Annotated in this window: 14 protein-coding genes and 1 pseudogene; 8 read left to right on the forward strand and 7 right to left on the reverse strand. The window is 61.1% G+C overall.

Annotation, left to right across the window (positions count from 1 at the left end; translation table 11 throughout):
- The first annotated feature begins 30 nt into the window (after positions 1-30).
- Positions 31-252 (forward strand): hypothetical protein, encoded by a 222-nt coding sequence (locus tag OKW41_RS20470; protein ID WP_429448170.1) that lies wholly within the window; start codon positions 31-33, stop codon positions 250-252.
- A gap of 263 nt (positions 253-515) precedes the next feature.
- Here the strand turns inward: OKW41_RS20470 and OKW41_RS20475 are convergent, their stop codons facing one another.
- Positions 516-1,094, reverse strand: coding sequence for a hypothetical protein (locus OKW41_RS20475; protein ID WP_429573779.1), 579 nt, complete (start codon positions 1,092-1,094; stop codon positions 516-518).
- On the opposite strand from OKW41_RS20475, the gene OKW41_RS20480 reads away from it, so the two are divergent.
- A complete protein-coding gene (locus tag OKW41_RS20480) occupies positions 1,070-1,789 on the forward strand; it encodes a helix-turn-helix transcriptional regulator (RefSeq protein WP_429573780.1) in 720 nt (239 codons plus the stop codon). The genes OKW41_RS20475 and OKW41_RS20480 overlap by 25 nt on opposite strands.
- Before the next feature lie 40 nt (positions 1,790-1,829).
- Here the strand turns inward: OKW41_RS20480 and OKW41_RS20485 are convergent, their stop codons facing one another.
- On the reverse strand, positions 1,830-2,888 hold the full coding sequence (locus OKW41_RS20485; RefSeq protein ID WP_429573781.1) for a LysR family transcriptional regulator: 1,059 nt from the start codon (positions 2,886-2,888) through the stop codon (positions 1,830-1,832).
- A gap of 107 nt (positions 2,889-2,995) precedes the next feature.
- On the opposite strand from OKW41_RS20485, the gene OKW41_RS20490 reads away from it, so the two are divergent.
- Together OKW41_RS20490 and OKW41_RS20495 are read left to right on the forward strand one after the other, a co-directional pair.
- On the forward strand, positions 2,996-3,634 hold the full coding sequence (locus OKW41_RS20490) for an NAD(P)H-dependent oxidoreductase (RefSeq protein WP_429573782.1): 639 nt from the start codon (positions 2,996-2,998) through the stop codon (positions 3,632-3,634).
- Between the two features lie 259 nt (positions 3,635-3,893).
- A complete protein-coding gene (locus tag OKW41_RS20495) occupies positions 3,894-4,286 on the forward strand; it encodes a nuclear transport factor 2 family protein (protein WP_429573783.1) in 393 nt (130 codons plus the stop codon).
- Between the two features lie 55 nt (positions 4,287-4,341).
- On the opposite strand, the gene OKW41_RS20500 is transcribed toward OKW41_RS20495, so the two are convergent.
- Positions 4,342-5,148, reverse strand: coding sequence for an IS5 family transposase (locus OKW41_RS20500; protein WP_429573784.1), 807 nt, complete (start codon positions 5,146-5,148; stop codon positions 4,342-4,344).
- 28 nt (positions 5,149-5,176) lie between these two features.
- Here OKW41_RS20500 and OKW41_RS20505 point away from each other — a divergent pair, with 28 nt between their 5' ends.
- Entirely contained in the window at positions 5,177-5,464 is a 288-nt protein-coding gene (locus tag OKW41_RS20505; protein WP_429448161.1) for a GNAT family N-acetyltransferase, read from the forward strand.
- Positions 5,465-5,873: 409 nt separating this feature from the next.
- Here OKW41_RS20505 and OKW41_RS20510 read toward each other — a convergent pair whose 3' ends face one another.
- The 4 genes from OKW41_RS20510 to OKW41_RS20525 form a co-directional block, all read right to left on the reverse strand.
- Positions 5,874-8,993 carry an efflux RND transporter permease subunit gene (locus tag OKW41_RS20510; protein WP_429573785.1) on the reverse strand — a complete coding sequence of 1,040 codons (3,120 nt, stop codon included), beginning with the start codon at positions 8,991-8,993 and terminating at the stop codon, positions 5,874-5,876.
- Positions 8,990-10,114, reverse strand: coding sequence for an efflux RND transporter periplasmic adaptor subunit (locus tag OKW41_RS20515; protein ID WP_429448806.1), 1,125 nt, complete (start codon positions 10,112-10,114; stop codon positions 8,990-8,992). Before OKW41_RS20515 ends, OKW41_RS20510 begins: the two co-directional genes overlap by 4 nt.
- An 83-nt stretch (positions 10,115-10,197) precedes the next feature.
- On the reverse strand, positions 10,198-11,808 hold the full coding sequence (locus tag OKW41_RS20520) for an efflux transporter outer membrane subunit (RefSeq protein ID WP_429573786.1): 1,611 nt from the start codon (positions 11,806-11,808) through the stop codon (positions 10,198-10,200).
- Between the two features lie 113 nt (positions 11,809-11,921).
- Positions 11,922-12,599, reverse strand: a complete 678-nt coding sequence (locus tag OKW41_RS20525; protein ID WP_429448155.1) for a response regulator transcription factor — start codon at positions 12,597-12,599, stop codon at positions 11,922-11,924.
- A gap of 166 nt (positions 12,600-12,765) precedes the next feature.
- Here OKW41_RS20525 and OKW41_RS20530 point away from each other — a divergent pair, with 166 nt between their 5' ends.
- From OKW41_RS20530 to OKW41_RS20540, 3 genes and pseudogenes are all read left to right on the forward strand, one after another.
- Positions 12,766-13,449, forward strand: a complete 684-nt coding sequence (locus OKW41_RS20530; RefSeq protein WP_429448154.1) for a response regulator transcription factor — start codon at positions 12,766-12,768, stop codon at positions 13,447-13,449.
- Positions 13,436-14,815, forward strand: coding sequence for a sensor histidine kinase (locus OKW41_RS20535; RefSeq protein ID WP_429573787.1), 1,380 nt, complete (start codon positions 13,436-13,438; stop codon positions 14,813-14,815). Before OKW41_RS20530 ends, OKW41_RS20535 begins: the two co-directional genes overlap by 14 nt.
- 727 nt (positions 14,816-15,542) lie before the next feature.
- Positions 15,543-15,677: pseudogene (locus tag OKW41_RS20540) on the forward strand (O-antigen ligase family protein); the annotation flags it as partial.
- Between the last annotated feature and the right edge of the window lie 272 nt (positions 15,678-15,949).

Genomic DNA, 15,949 nt, shown 5'->3' on the forward strand with positions numbered 1-15,949 from the left:
TTCCGGCACTTTCGCTGTCCAAGGCGCTTCATGACCCGGCCTTCCGTGGGGCAGATCATGCGCGCACGCCTGTGTCTGGGTCTCGCCGTCAGGCTCGGCACGAACAGAAAGCAACTGCCGAGGAAGAAGCGACAAGCGAAGAACAACCAGTCCTTTATGAAACGAAAAGCCGCAAGAAACGGCACCCGGAACAAAAACCGTCCGGAACAAAAACGCCCAGAAGAAGATGACGTTCGCGCCGTCATATCTTGACGACTTTCAAGTTGCTGATGACATGGAGGACGGAGGCAATGTATTTGTCCCATCTTTTCTGCTGCTTGAAAGCAGCAGACGAGCTGCATCCGGAACGCGCAGCACGCGATTGTCCAAATATCACGAAGCCGAGGCGGGCTGCGAATTTTTTCGAGCTGCACGGATGCAATTGTTTCGTTCAGGAGTAACGGGGACCGGGGCGCCGAACGGCCGCGAACGCCGATGACTCTATCGGGTTCAATCGTGTAGCGTCGCCTTCGCATTCAAGGCCGGACCACAGTCAGCTTGAACGGACCGTTGTTCGCGGCAGCGTGCGAGACGGCATGGTTGACCTCCTCGAGAGCGAATTCCGTCACCGCGAACTGGTTCAGATCGAGTTGACCACTGCGCACCATACCTACCATAGTATGTACCGCTCGCGGCTCGTACACCCATTGCCCCTTGATAAGGGAAAGGTCATCGCCACCCAGCATACCGACTCCACCCATGAGTATGGCGCGCCCATAAGGCCGTACCGCCATGATCGCTGTCCGCGCGACCGAAGCGTCGGCCGAAGGTGGCAGAAAGTCGAGCACTGCATCGATAGGTCCCTCGGTTGCCGAATCTATCGCCGCGATGTCCTGCGTCCCATCGCCCGACAGACGGACGGGTATGATACGGGGTCCAAAGCGTTGCTTCAAATCCACGAGGACCGCTTCGTTGCGTCCCGGCGTGACGACCTGGCGCGCGCCCATCGCCAGTGCTGTCAACACAGTGGCGCTGCCAAAATTGCCGGTCGCGCCGCTCACGAGCAGTGTCTCCCCGGCCTTTAAATCCAATGCCAGCAGATGTCGGTCTCCCATCTGAAGGGCGCCGGCGCGCAGCCGGCCTGCGTCGCGAAGAAGTTGCGCGGCGCAGCGGTATCAGCACCGAGTGGTACGTCAAGCTCGAGCAAGGTCGCGTGATTTCCTCTTCGGCCGAAACGCTCGCGTCACTCGTGAAGGCGCTGATGCTGAGCGCCGTTGAGGAAGCGCATCTCCGGGCTTTGGCGCAAGGCGGAAGGGACGGGCGCTTCCTTCGCGAGACGGTGCCGGAAGTTCTTCGCATTGTCGTAGAGGGGTTGGCAGAACCCGCGTACCTGACCGGCGAACGCTGGGACATCCTCGCCTGGAATAACGCGGCGGTGCAGCTCTTCACCGACTTCGCGACATTGCCCGATGAAGACCGGAATATCCTCGTCTATATGCTGCTGGATCCGGCGGCCCGCAAGCTGTTCGGAGGGAGCCGGGCCGCGGAGGCCCGGCGAATGGTCTCGCTCTTCCGCGTGAACTACGATCTCTGGGCGCCCGACCCCAGCTTCGTGGAGATTGTGGAACGTCTTCGCGCGGGTTGTCCTGAGTTCATGGCGTGGTGGCGCGAGCATGGGGTTTCGGCTCCAGTGTCGGGCGAGAAACATCTCATGCACGTGGGCCGCGGACCGCTTGATTTCCGCTATTCGACGTTTAAGGCGAACGATGATCCGAGGCTCAAACTGTCGATCTACGTGGAGAAATCGTAGGAGGGGCAAATGACGTTGATACGTCTCCTTAGTGCCCCCGTCACGGGTACTGGGAGTTAGTAGGTGCTTCCACTGCCGCGTCCCAAGGAAGGCCGCCGGCAAATAGTCCGGTGATCCACCGGATGAAGGCCTCGGTCCGCGCGGGCGTGAACTGACTGGAAGGGCGGACCAGATAGATTCCTTCGTCCATCTCAAACCGCCATTGTGGCAAGACCTGGATGAGCGTGCCCGCTGCAAAGTCACGGGCCATCGACCAATCGCCAAAACCCACAATCCCGATTCCCTGGCGCGCCGCTTCAAGCAGGGCGCCGATGTCGTTCGAATGATAGGTGCCCGCTGGCACGATCGTATCGCGCAGATTGCCCTTGCGCATTCGCCATTCCGGAGTCGACACCGGCCCCGTATATCGCAGCAGATTGTGGCTCGCCAATGCACTCGGAGAGGCGGGAACACCGTGGCGCTTCAGGTACTCCGGCGAAGCGCCCAGGACGATCCGGTGATCACCGAGCCTGCGGGCAACCAGCCGGCTGTCGCGCAAGGTGCCAAGACGCAAGGCAGCATCGAAACCTTCCCCGACAAGATCGACGTAGCGTTCGGCGTAGTCAACCTCGAGATGCAGACCGGGATATTGGCGCGCGAAATCCGGCAGCGCCGGCGCAAGCCACTGCCGTCCCATCGCTGCCGGAAATGCCAGGCGCAGGCGGCCCCGCAACTCGGTGCCGCCTGCCGCCGCTTCCTGTTCGGCCTCGAAAATCGCGTCCGTCGCCATCTGCACGCGTTCGGCAAGCCGGGCGCCAGCTTCTGTCAGGCGAACCCTTCGCGTCGTCCTTTCGAGCAGGCGCACGCCAAGGCGTTGCTCCAGCGTGCTGATGCGTTTGGAAATGATCGTCGAATGGCGTTGGAGCGCAGCGGCCGCCGCAACGAACGAACCTTCCCGGGCGACAGCGAGCAATGCGGCGAGTTCATCGGCTCGTCCCTGATCCAGATTCATGGGTTCAGAATAACCGGGGAATGACTTGTCAGCAACGTCCGGTTGCTGCATGTGCTGCAGCATTGTTCTGCGCTGGCACTGGTTTTTCTCCCGCTTCAAACTGGCCATGATTCAGCAGATTCATTCTCTGCGAAGGCTTGAATCGCTGACATGGCGCACGAAAGCGCTCCTGCGTGCTGCCTCTGTTTTCCACCCCAAACATGAAGAAAGACAGAATGACGACTGTAAATGAAAGACTGACATGGCGCTATGCCACCAAAAAATTCGATGCAACGAGAAGAGTGCCTGATGAAACACTTGAACGTATCGTTGAAGCAGTACGGCTGGCACCCACTTCAAGCGGACTTCAACCCTTCGAGCTGCTTGTCGTGAGCAATGCGGAAACTCGCGAAAGGATTCGCGCCGTGGCCTGGAATCAGGCGCAAATCACTGACTGTTCGCATCTGCTGGTATTTGCGGGGTGGGACGACATCACTGCCGATCGCGTCAACATGATGTTCGATCTGACCAACGACGTTCGGGGCTTCAGGAACGAAGGTTGGGAAAATTATCGCCGCCAACTGCTGGGCATCGTCGCCGATCGGGGAACCGAAGCCAACCATCAGGCCGCTGCGCGGCAGGCTTACATCGGTTTGGGCGTTGCCCTCGTTGCTGCGGCTTTTGAAGAAGTGGACGCCACCCCAATGGAGGGGTTCGACCCGGCGGCGGTGGACGAAATCCTTGATCTGAAATCGAAGCAACTGCGTAGCGTTGTCCTGCTGGCCCTGGGTTATCGCGCCGCGGACGGAGATTGGCTCGTGAGTCTCAAAAAAGTGCGCCGCAGTCGTGCCGACTTCGTAACCGAAATAACGTGATTAGTGAGCGAAACGTTTTCCTACATTGCGATGAAAGCACGCCACGGACCCTATGACCGCGGATGTGCGCCGGGTCTTAACGCGCATCACGACAATCGAGCATCCGCGGAACATTGGGCGAATTGTCACCGTCGCAGCAGTTCGGGCTCGATGGTATGTCCGCTTCCAGAGTCCCGGCTGCGACAGCTTGTCGCAGGCTGGTGGATGCAGAGGTTTATGAAATGTTCAGGATCATCAATCAATTTTATGGGAGAAGAATATGGCACCAACATCGGATTTGCCCGAATGGCTTGTAAGCGCGCTCAAGGCACTTCAAGCCGGGGATGTCGATGGCTGGATGAAGATGTACGCAGCGGACCCAGTCCACGAGTTTCCGTTCGCTCCAGCGGGGTGGGTCACAAAGCTGGAGGGACGCCACGCGATTGCGTCCTATATGGCCCATTTGCTGGCATCAATCCGGCTCGGCTCGTTCAGCGACGTCCGTGCGCGGCAGGTGGGCAATGAACTCATCGTCGAGGCTACCGGGCATCATCGGCGGGTTTCGGACAATGCGCCGTGGGAACTCAGCTACGTTTGGTTTATCACTCTGCGCGAGGGCCGAGTGACGCATTTCCGTGACTACATGAACCCATTGCAGCTATCTGTCGGCTAAAGGTATTCAAACATCATTGGCTCAGGACTGCGTTTTCCTGATCGCTTAGAGGGTGTTAGGCACTTTTGTTAAGGGCTGCAAAGTGAACAGGCATAAGCACGGAGAATACGACGAAGTGCAAACCGGCCAAGGTTTCAGGCAATCGCTCATAGTCTCTGGCCAGTCGGCGGAAGCGGTTGAGCCAGCCGAAGCTGCGCTCGACCACCCAACGGCGCGGCAACAGCACGAAGCCCTTTTTCGCCTCCGACAGCTTGATTACCTGAAGCTCTATTCCTTCGTCGAGTGCAGCCTGCGCAGGCTCTTCACCGGTATATCCCTGGTCCGCGAACGCCACCTTGACCGTCTGGCCGGTGGCCTGCTGAACCTGACGGGCCAGTTCTCCGACCTGCGCGCGTTCCTGTTCGTTGGCCGGCGTAACATGCACAGCAAGCAGTTGCCCCAAAGTATCAACCGCCATGTGGACCTTGCTGCCGCGTTTGCGCTTGTAACCGTCGTAACCGGCGCGAGGTCCACTTTCGCAGGTCGACTGCAGCGTCCGTCCGTCGAGGATGACCGCGCTGGGTTGGCCACGACGCTTCTGCGCGATCCGGATGATCGAACGCAGGTCATTGACCATAGCCTCGAAACAGCCGGCCTGAATCCAGCGTTGCGTCTGCTGGTAGACCAGTTCCCAGGGCGGAAAGTCATTTGGCAACAAACGCCATGGTGCACCCGCGCGTACGATCCAGCGTAGCGCGTTGAACATCTCGCGCAGTTCGTAACGGCGTTGCGGTGCGTCCTTGTTCATCAAGGTCAGGTACGGAGCGGCGAAGTACCATTCTTCGTCCGACACATCCGTTGGGTATGGCCTGCGTTTTTTCATCCTGCCAGGATACCAGGTCCGACAAAAAGTGCCTAACACCCTAGACGATGAAAAGCACTGGGGACCTCAAGAACCGATCGCCGGTTATGTGCATGGGCTTTGTGTGCGGAAAGGCTTTAACGGACGTGGACTCGGCAGCTTCATGCTTGATTGGTGCGCTAATAAAGTGAGCGGCTTGAACCGGTGTTTTGTTCGACTCGACTGCGACGCACAAAATGCGAAGCTATGCGCCTACTACGAGTCGCTTGGATTTACCCGCGTAGGACTGAAACCCGACGGCTATGTCTGGTCACTGTACGAAAAATTGGCCCACTAGCTTCCAGAGTCCGCTTGCCGCCGGGTCGAATGGCCGAAACCGGTCGCGCGCTTTCGATCGCACCGCGGAAGATGCAGCCGTCCATGCTTTTTGCATGAGACACTGAACGGCCATGAAGAGACTAACGAAGATTGCCTTCGAACGTCTCTTCAAGGGCTAGAGCAGGTCGGTCGTTGTCAACGGCATAACCTGCGGTTCGACAGTCTGAACGATCAATTTATGTGGGCGATCCTGATTGCTAAAGAGCCCGCTGCTGATTAAAACACTATCGACGAACCAGAATTCGCCGATTGGGTGGAAAAAACCGGTCACGCAATTTTCTGGAGGACGCGAGGAATGCTTTACCTTTAGCCAAGGCTCGCGGTGGGGTTAAAGGCGCGACCCGGGTTTCGCGCCGTCATCCGCGGGGTCAAGATTCTGTCTCACTCGCATGTATGAAAGCCGTATTGCCTTCGCGATGGTCCCGTTTCAGTCGATGAGCAAGACGGGCAAACCACAAGTGCACCACCGGTGTCGTGAATAGCGTCAGCATCTGCGACAGCACCAGACCGCCGACAATCGCAATCCCGAGCGGCACGCGTAACTCTGCCCCGGCGCCATGACCGAGCGCCAGCGGAAGCGCACCGAACAGCGCGGCGAGTGTCGTCATCATGATGGGACGAAAACGCAGCACGCAGGCCTGGCGGATCGCAGCGGTGGGCGAAAGACCCTGCTCGCGCTCCGCGACCAGCGCAAAGTCGATCATCATGATCGCGTTCTTCTTGACGATGCCGATCAGCAGAATGATCCCGATCATGCCCATGATCGACAGATCCTGGCGGAACAACATCAGCGCGCACAGTGCACCCACCCCGGCTGACGGCAGCGTCGAGATGATCGTCAACGGATGAATCGGGCTTTCATAGAGAATGCCCAGCACGAGATACACGACCACCAGCGCCGCCAGAATCAGGTAAGGCTCGCTTTTCAGCGAGGCCTGGAACGCCTGCGCGGTGCCCTGAAACGTGCCCGTCAACGAGTCCGGCTTGCCGGCCGCCGCTTCGGCCGCGCGAATCGCCGTCACCGCGCTGCCGAGCGATTGACCCGCGGCGAGATTGAACGAGATCGTCACGGCCGGGAACAGGCCCTGGTGGTTCACCGAAATTGGCGACACGTTGTTCTGAACTGTCACCAGCACGTTCAATGGCACGAGTTCATTCGTCAACGGCGAGCGCACGTAGAGATGCGCGAGCGCGTCTTGCGTCATTTGAAACTTCGGATCGACCTCTTCAACCACGTGATACTGGTTCAACTGTGTGAAGAGTGTTGCAATCTGACGCTGGCCGAATGCGTCGTAGAGCGTATCGTCGATCGCCTGCGCTGTGATGCCGAAACGCGAGGCCGTACTACGATCGATTACCAGTGTTGCGCTCGTCGCCGAGGCTTGCTGGTCCGACGTCACGTCGGTCAATTGCGGCAGCTTCGCAAATCGGTCCGTGAGAAGTTGCGCCCAGTGGTCCAACTCCTGCACATTCGGGTCCTGCAGCGTGTACTGGTACTGCGCGGCGCTGAGCCGTCCACCCACCTGAATGTCCTGACGCACCTGCATCGACAGTGTGATGCCCATCACCGCCGCGAGCTTCGGTCGCAGACGGTTGACCACCTGCCCCGCGCTCGCCGTGCGCTGATTGAACGGCTTCAGGTTGATCATCATGCGGCCCTGGCTGACGGTCGGATTAGGCCCGATCCAGTAGTAGACGTTGTCGACCGCCGGGTCTGCTTCGACGATATGAGCCAGTTGCTGCATTTTTGCCGCCATCGATTGAGGCGAGATATCCGGCGCGGCCTGTGCGATACCCTGAATCAGACCCGAGTCCTCTTGCGGAAAGAAGCCTTTAGGGATCAGCACGAACAGCGCGCCGGTCGCAATCACCGTCGCAATCGTGACGACAAGCATGGTCTTCTGGTGGCGCAGGACCCAATCTAGCCCGTGTTCATAGCGCCGCTCGACCGCAACGAAGACCGCCTCGAGCCATCGCTCCAGCTTGCTGAGGCCACCGCGGTTTGCCGCCGGCGAGCGGATCAGCCAGCCGCATAGCATCGGCGTAACGGTCAGCGAGACCAGCGCCGACATCACAATGGCCGCGCTCACCGTCACCGCGAACTCGCGGAACAGGCGGCCGACGATCCCGCCCATCATCAGGATCGGAATGAACACGGCGATCAGCGATATCGTCATCGAGACGATCGTGAAACGCACTTCGCGCGCACCTAGCAACGCGGCTCGCATGCGCGGCACGCCCTCCTCGATGTGACGCATCACATTTTCGATTACAACGATCGCGTCGTCGACGACGAAGCCGACCGCAATCGTCAATCCCATCAGAGACAGGTTGTCGAGGCTATAGCCGAGCAGATACATCACGCCGAAGGTCGCCACGAGGGACAGCGGAATCGTCAGGCTCGGAATCACGGTGGCCCAGACGTTGCGCAGGAACGAGAAAATCACCATCACGACGAGCCCGATAGTCAGCATCAGCGTGAACTGCACGTCGCGTACCGACGCGTTAATGGTCTGCGTGCGGTCGCCCACTACATGCACGTGCGCCGCCGCGGGTAACGACGCCTCCATCTCCGGCAAATGAGTCGTGATGTTGTGGATCGTGTCGACGACGTTGTAGCCCGGCTGCTTATGGACGTCGAGAACGATCGCGCGTTCATGCTGCAGCCAGGCAGCCTGCTGGGTGTCTTCGGCAGCGTCGATCACGGTGCCCAGGTCCTGCAAACGAATCGGCGCGCCGTTCTTGTACGCGACGACAAGGTCGCGATAACCGGCTGCAGTGGTGATCTGGTCGGTTGCGTTGAACACGACCGAACGGTCCGGACCGTTCAGGCTGCCCTTCGGTGCGTTGACGGTCTGCACACCGACGATCGAGCGCACGTCTTCCAGCGTCAGGCCGCGCGCGGCGAGCTTGTCGGGATCGACGCGGATGCGCACCGCTGGACGCTGCTGGCCGTGAAAATCGACGAGGCCCACGCCCGGCATCTGCGAAATCTGCTGCGCGAGAAAATCTTCGGCGTAGCTGTCGAGCTGTGTCAGCGTGAGCGATGGCGACGTCAAGGCGAGCGACAGCAGCGTAAAGTCAGCCGGATTGACCTTCTGGTATGTCGGCGGATTCGGCAGGTTCTTTGGCAACATGCCGCCTGCAGCGTTGATCGCCGTCTGCACGTCCTGGGCCGCCCCGTTGATGTCGCGCGACAGGTCGAACTGGATCGCAATGCTTGTCGTGCCAAGAGAGCTCGACGAGGTCATCTGCGTAATGCCGGAGATGTTCGACAACTGCCGTTCAAGCGGCGTCGCCACCGACGTCGCCATCGTATCGGCACTGGCACCAGGCAGATTCGCGATGACCTGGATGGTCGGGAAATCCACTTGCGGCAGAGGTGCGACCGGCAGCAGAAAATACGCCACCATGCCGACCAGCAGGACGGCAATCGCCAGGAAGCTGGTCGCTATCCGTCGCTGGATGAACACTTCGAGCAGGCTCATGACGGCGAGTCCGTATTCGCAGTGGACGCAGACGCGGAGGCGGCTTCCGCGTTCGCGCTGACGATCTTCGCCGCCACCTTCACGCCCGGATTCAGACGGCTCTGTCCATCGAACACGATCAACTCGCCCGTCTGGACGCCATGCCTGATCTCTGTCATGCCGTCGACGCTTACGCCGGTCTCAACGGCTTTCATCTGCACCTTGCCGTCCGGGCCTATGGCATACACTTGCGTGCCGGCCTGCGTATTGACGATGGCGCGACTCGGCACGGCGATGCGCTGACGGTCGGTCTGCACGAGCACGCGCGCGGTGACGAGTTCGCCCGGCCACAGCTTGCGGTCCGTGTTCGTGAACGACGCCTTCAGCTTGATCTGGCCCGTGGCCGGATCAACCTGGCTGTCGACAAAGACGAGCGAGCCTTGAGCGAGCTCGTCGCTGCCGGTACGCGTCGTAACGCTCACCGGCAGTGGCGCCTTCGCCTGATTCGCCAGCAGGTTCGGCAGCACGTCCTGCGGCACCGAGAACAGCACGTCGATCGGCTCCATCTGCGTGAGGGTCACAATGCCGGTGGTGTCCGCAGGATGGACTATCGCGCCGACGTCGGCCTCACGCGCGCCCACGCGGCCCGTGAACGGCGCGCTCAGCGTCGTAAAGCTCAGTTGCAGGCGGTCGCTTTCCATCAGCGCCGCGTCCGCGGCGACGGTCGCGGCCAGCGCCTTGACTTGCGCCCGCGCCGTGTCGACGCTCTGCGAGGTCGCCGCGCCAATGCCCACGAGTTTCGAATAGCGGTCCAGGTCGAGCTGCGCGTTCTCGAGGCTCGCCTGGTCCTTGCGTTGTGCCGCTTCAGCCTGGTGCAATTGCGCGGTGAGCGGCCCTTGATCGAGTTGCGCGAGCATTTGCCCAGCCTTCACGTCCTGACCTTCCGTGAAAGCGACGCGCTGCAACTGACCGTCGACGCGCACTTTGACGTCCACGGTATTGAGGGCCTGCACGGTGCCCACCGAGGCGACGCGGATAGGGAAGTCTACGGTAACGGCGTGGCCGGCGTTCACCGGAACGGCTGGCACCGGTGCGCTAGCGGGGTGTTTGGGCCATTGCCACCAGACTAGCAGGGCGAGCATAGCCACGAGGGCCGCGATGACAGGCAGAGGGAAACGGCGCTGCGGCCGGGGCGGTTGCTGAGGAGGCAGATCTGCGGCGTGATTCATGGCGCGACGGGATTTGTTGAAGAGGGGCGCTGCGCGGAGCTGTCTTCGGCGACGGCGGTGGTATCGGTGTGGTAGACAGGGCGGGTTAAGCCGATCGAGCCGCTTGAACCGATGGCCGAGGGTTCGCCGCTCGCGTCGCCGTCACCGTTCTGCGCGGTCACGCCGTAACCGCCGCCGAACGCGCGGAACAGACTGACCGACGCCTGCAAGCGCGCGAGCCGCGCCTGCACGAGCGTGTCCTCGGATTGATAGAGCGTGCGTTGCGTGTCGAGCACTGTCAGGAAATCGATCGTGCCGAGTTTGTATTGCGCGTCAGCGAGCGTGGCGGCCTTAGCGGCAGCATCGGCCGCCGCCTGGTCGGCCGATTCCGCCTGGCGCTGCTGCGCGGCGGCCGACAGCGAATCCTCGACGTCCTGCAGCGCGGTCACGACGGTCTGTCGGTAGCCGGCGACGCTTTTGTCCTCGGCTGCCTCGTTCGCATGCAACTGCCCGCGCAACGCGCCGCCGTCGAAGATCGGCGCCGCCAGCGACGCCGCCAGGCTCGAAAACGGACTTGAAAGAAACTGCGACAGTGAACGGCTACCCAGGCCGCCGTCGGCCGTTAGCACAATGCTTGGGAAAAAGGCCGCGCGCGCCGCGCCCACGCTAAAGTTCGCCGCCTGCAACTGCGCTTCCATCGAACGGATATCGGGCCGGGTATCGAGCAGGCTCGACGGCAGGTTCGGCCGCGGTTGCGGCACAGGAATGCCGGCGAGCTTCGCCTCGGGGACGACAAATCCCTCGGGCGCCGCGCCAGCCAGCGTAGCGAGCAGGTGCACGTTCTGATCGAGTTGCAGTTGCAGCGTCGGAATCGCAGCCTGGAACGTCGCCAGTACGTTGCGCTGCTGTTGGACCTGCAATTCCGTCACGACGCCGGCCGCCTGCTGAGCCTGCATTAGCGTCAGGATCCTGGCGGCATCGTCCGAGATGGTCTGCGCGAGCGCCACGCGTTGACGCAGGCTCTGAATCTGGAACCACGTATCGACCACCGACGCAGTCAGCGTCAGTGCCACCGTATCGCGGTCGAAACTGCTGGCGCGCGCGAGCATCTGCGCCGAATTGGCATTGGCGGCGTTGAGCCCCCAGAAGTCCACCTCGTAAGCCGCTTCCGCGAACAGAGTCTGTCCGTGGGTGGAGATGCCCGAACTGCCTCCCGCACCGCTCAGATGGCTGCGCTCGAAGGTGCCGTTCAGCGTCAGCGACGGATACAGCGGCGCGCCGGCCTTTTCTGCATTGGCGCGCGCCTCGGCGACACTGGAGACCGCTGAGGCCAGCGAGAAATTGTTATGCAGGCTACGCTCGACGAGCGCATCGAGCGCCGGGTCCCGGTACACGCGCCACCAACCACTTTTGACCGGCACCGTATCGGCCAGCGGCGCCTGCGCGGCACTGCTCCAGGCGATCGGCATGGGCGCGGCCGGACGCTGATAGGCGGGCACGAGCGAGCAGCCAGGCAACAGCCCAAGCGTCAGCACACACGCGATCAGCGACAGCCGCGACCTGACAGGCACGCGCAACGTGAGCGGCGCAAGGCGACCGAATGGTGGCGAGCCGTACAACCGGGGCATAAAGGGCATTCCTCGCAACATGGACGACGCGAGGATAGCGAGCCCGTCCTGTCGGGTCGTTCGCTCGATTATTAAAAAAATTTAATGGGGAATTGCGCGAGGCCGCCGCGCGCTCAACCGTTCGCGCGGAGCACGTAGCCGGCACCGACCACGGTGCGAATCAGCGGCTTGTCGAAGCCGCGATCGACCTTGCCGCGCAGCCGGTGCATGTGCATGTCGATGATGTTGCCGCGCGGGTCGAACTGGTAGTTCCACGCGGATTCGAGCAGCATGCTGCGCGTGACGATCTGCCCGGCGTGACGCATCAGGCACTCCAGCAGCAGGAATTCGCGATGCTGCAGATGCAGGTCGCGTCCCGCGCGGCTCGCGCGGCGCCCCCGCCGGTCGAGCGCGAGGTCGGCCACCTGCAAGACGTCCTGCAGACGCGCCCGGTCGGTCCGGCGCGCCAGTGCTTCGACGCGGGCAAGCAGTTCGGCAAATGCGTAGGGTTTTGCCAGATAATCGTCACAGCCCGCGCGAATGCCGTCCACCCGGTCGGTCAGCCCGGCGACGGCGGACAGCATCAGGACCGGCGTCGCTTGACCGTGCGCCCGCAGTTGCGTAACGAGTTCGATGCCGTCGAGCGCCGGCAGGCGGCGGTCCGTGACGATCACGTCGTAGATGCCCTCGCGGGCAAGCGCGAGTCCGGTTGCTCCGTCGGCGGCCGTGTCGACGATATGGCCGCTTTCCATCAGGCCACGTGCGATGAAGTGACTGCCGCGCGCATCGTCTTCCACGATCAGGATTCGCATGCAGGCCAACCGTAAGCTGTCATTTGAACTGGGTTAAATTTTTTTAATGTTGGGGCGAAACAGGTGTTTTCCGCGCCACGGCATACTGTGAACGCATAGCGTAGCGCAAAGCCGTCTGCCCGGGCGGCACCATGGCGACTCAATGCGCTCTTACTCCGGAATCTGTATGCCGAACGTTTTGGTCGTCGAGGACGACCGCCAGACACGCGAAGAGATCGTCGACGCACTTACCGATCACGGGTGCCGCGTTGACTCGGCCGAGACCGGCCGTGACGGGCTGATGCTGGCCGTCGCCACCCAGTACGACGCCATCGTGCTCGACCGGATGCTGGCCGGCGGTCTTGAGGGACTTGGCATGCTGGCCGCGTTGCGCAGCGCAGGCATTGTTACGCCCGTTCTGATCCTGAGTGCGCTTTCGGGTGTCGACGAGCGCGTGCGCGGCCTGCGCGCCGGCGGTGACGATTACCTGACCAAACCATTTGAATTCATCGAACTGACCGCACGCCTCGACGCGCTGATGCGCCGCCGCCACGTACCGGCCAGCGTCCAGGAATACCAGGTGGGACCGATGCGGATGAATCTGCTCACGCGCGAAGTCACCTGTGCCGGACGCCCGATTGCACTGCTACCGCGCGAATACAGGCTGCTCGAATACCTGATGCAGCATGCGGGTCAGACGATCAGCCGCACGATGCTTTTCGAAGCCGTGTGGGATTACCGGCTCCACGAGCGCACCAACGTGATCGACGTTCATATCAGCCGCCTGAGAAAGAAGCTGGACCCCACAGGTTCGATGCCGATGATCCATACCGTACGTGGCTCGGGATATACCCTCCGTGCGCCTGACTGACCTGCACCGCACCACCAGTTTCCGTCTCGCGACGCTGTTTCTCGCGATGTTCGGTGTCGTCTCGCTGTTGCTGTTTGCTTACCTCTATTTCGAGATCACGGGCTTCGAGATCGAGCGCGTCGACGAATGGCTGCGGCGCGAGCATGCGGCGCTGGTACGGGAAGGAACCGACGAGCTGGTGGCGCGCTTTAATCATCAGAGCCAGTTCGATCCGCGCCATCAGCGTCCGTTTGCGTTGTTTGACACGCAGGGCAAACACATCGCCGGCGGTCTTCCCGGCGGCCGGCCGGAACTGCCGTACTTCGACCGGCCGTTTTCGACGCGCCTTGAACTGCCTGAGCAAAATGTGCCCGCACGCTGCATCGCCGCGCGGATTCCGGATGGCCGCACCGCATTGCTGTGCCAGAACACGCGCGAACTCGATCACTTCGATGAAGAACTGTTGCATGCGTTGGTGTCGGTGGGTGTGCTGATGCTCTTCACCGGACTGATTGGCGCGGCGATAGTTGGGGTCGGGGCGGTGCGGCGGCTGGATGCGGTGACACAATCGATCGAGGAAATCGTGGCGGGCAATCTCAGCCGCCGCTTGCCAGTCCATGCGAAGCAGGACGACATTGACAGGTTGGTGCGCGTCGTCAACGGCATGCTCGACGAGATCGAGCGCCTGATGCAGGAGGTCAAGGGCGTGTGCGACGCAATCGCCCACGACTTGCGTACGCCGCTGACGCGGCTCATGGCCGGGCTTGAGCGCGCGCAACGACGTGCCGCTTCCGAAGAGGAGTACCGTGCCGCCACCGAGAACGCGATAGTCGAACTGGGTGGGATTTTGCGCACCTTCAATGCGCTGCTGCGCATTTCCGAAATCGAGAGCAACGCGCGGCACGGTAACTTCGTGACGGTCGACCTGGCCGCAGTCGTCGACGATGTGATCGAGTTCTATGAGCCGACAGCGGAAGAAAAGCGCGTGACGCTCGATTATCGACGCACGGCGTCCGGCTCGATCGAGCTACAAGGCGACCGCAATCTGCTGTTCGAAGCGATCGCCAACGTCGTCGAGAACGCGATCAAGTTCGCGCCGGAGGAAGGTCACGTGTCGGTGGACCTCTTCCGCGACGCTGCTGGCTTCGGGATCACAATCGCTGACGACGGCCCGGGGATCGCACCCGACGAGCGACAGGCAGTGCTGCGCCGCTTCTATCGCGGCGAGGCGAGTCGACACACTCCCGGCAATGGCCTTGGACTGAGCCTGACGCATGCTGTGGCAGGCATGCATGACATATCGATCCGCTTCAACGATGTGCCGACGGGTTGCAGCGTAACGCTACTCAGGAATGCCCGTCCAGCGATCATCCGAGCATTGGATTGAGCTTCTTGTCCAGCTCGGACAGTGTGGCCACTGAGGTAACGGCCGATTGTTTTTGCTGAACGACGAGTCGGTCCACAGTCGAATGACTTCTCGAACACGAACTTCGGACGTTCAGGGAAGCTTACCGAAGGACGGTCTTGGGTCGGCTCGTGTCTGTTGCGCGAGCCCCGAGACCGGGGTGTTTTTGGCGTTCGGTCGTCGGGCGCTGGTCGGCCATGAGGCGTCATTCACCTGCACCATAATTCGGACATTCAGACGGCTGTTCGGCAGCAGCAAACGGCCATTCGAAATCGCGAGGAGAATGTTGCCTAATCGAAAAAAATGGCTGCCAGTGACGTCCACGTGTTCACGCGCGCGTCGAGATGCACTCGCCGGATTGGACGAAGACTATTCAAGCATTTGGGCGAAGTTGCCATTATCTGTACCTTTTCCGCGTGTTATTCTCGGTGCACTTGCACACCAACAGCAACGATCATGAACGAAGTTGCTGACAACGGCGCAACGCTGCGCCCCTCGATCGAGCGGTCGGGCTTAACACAAGGCTGAAGCGCTCACGGTTCCTCAAAAAGGCAGGCATTTCCGGTTGCGTTGTCGACCTGGAAAGCGTATCTAGCCCCCGCCGTTGGCCCTTCAAGTATGAAACATCATTCAGAAAATGCACGGAATACGATCGACTTCGCAACTTCGCATCGGCTCACTGGAATGTAGTCTTACGCACTATTGCCCTATGATTTTTGCGCCTAGCCTAATCTGGTTCAGCACAGCCCTCCTGTTCTTGGCACCCGCTCTAAATCTCATCGTGCGAGGCGGTACCGGCTACTGTTTCTTCGCGCTTCTAGCGCTGGCGCTCGGCGCTGCTGTGGTCACAACCGGCTCTCATTCGCGTCGGTCAGACCGACGACATCAACGCAGAGAGCGCTGCGACGTTCCGATCTTCGGATTCGGCCACGCACCAACGCATTACCGGCGAGTTTGCTAGTCGATCGAGGTCGCAATGATCTTTCTCAAATTGCTCACACGGTTCCGGTCGGCAGACGTCCTGCGGAGCCGTATTATCGCCAATTTGGTCGCTAGGACCTTGCGGACTGGAACCCGGGCGTAGCGGCTGAGAGGCTTATATGTGTTGCGTGGAGG

The organism is Paraburkholderia sp. UCT70, assembly GCF_050434085.1.
Lineage (GTDB): Bacteria > Pseudomonadota > Gammaproteobacteria > Burkholderiales > Burkholderiaceae > Paraburkholderia > Paraburkholderia tuberum.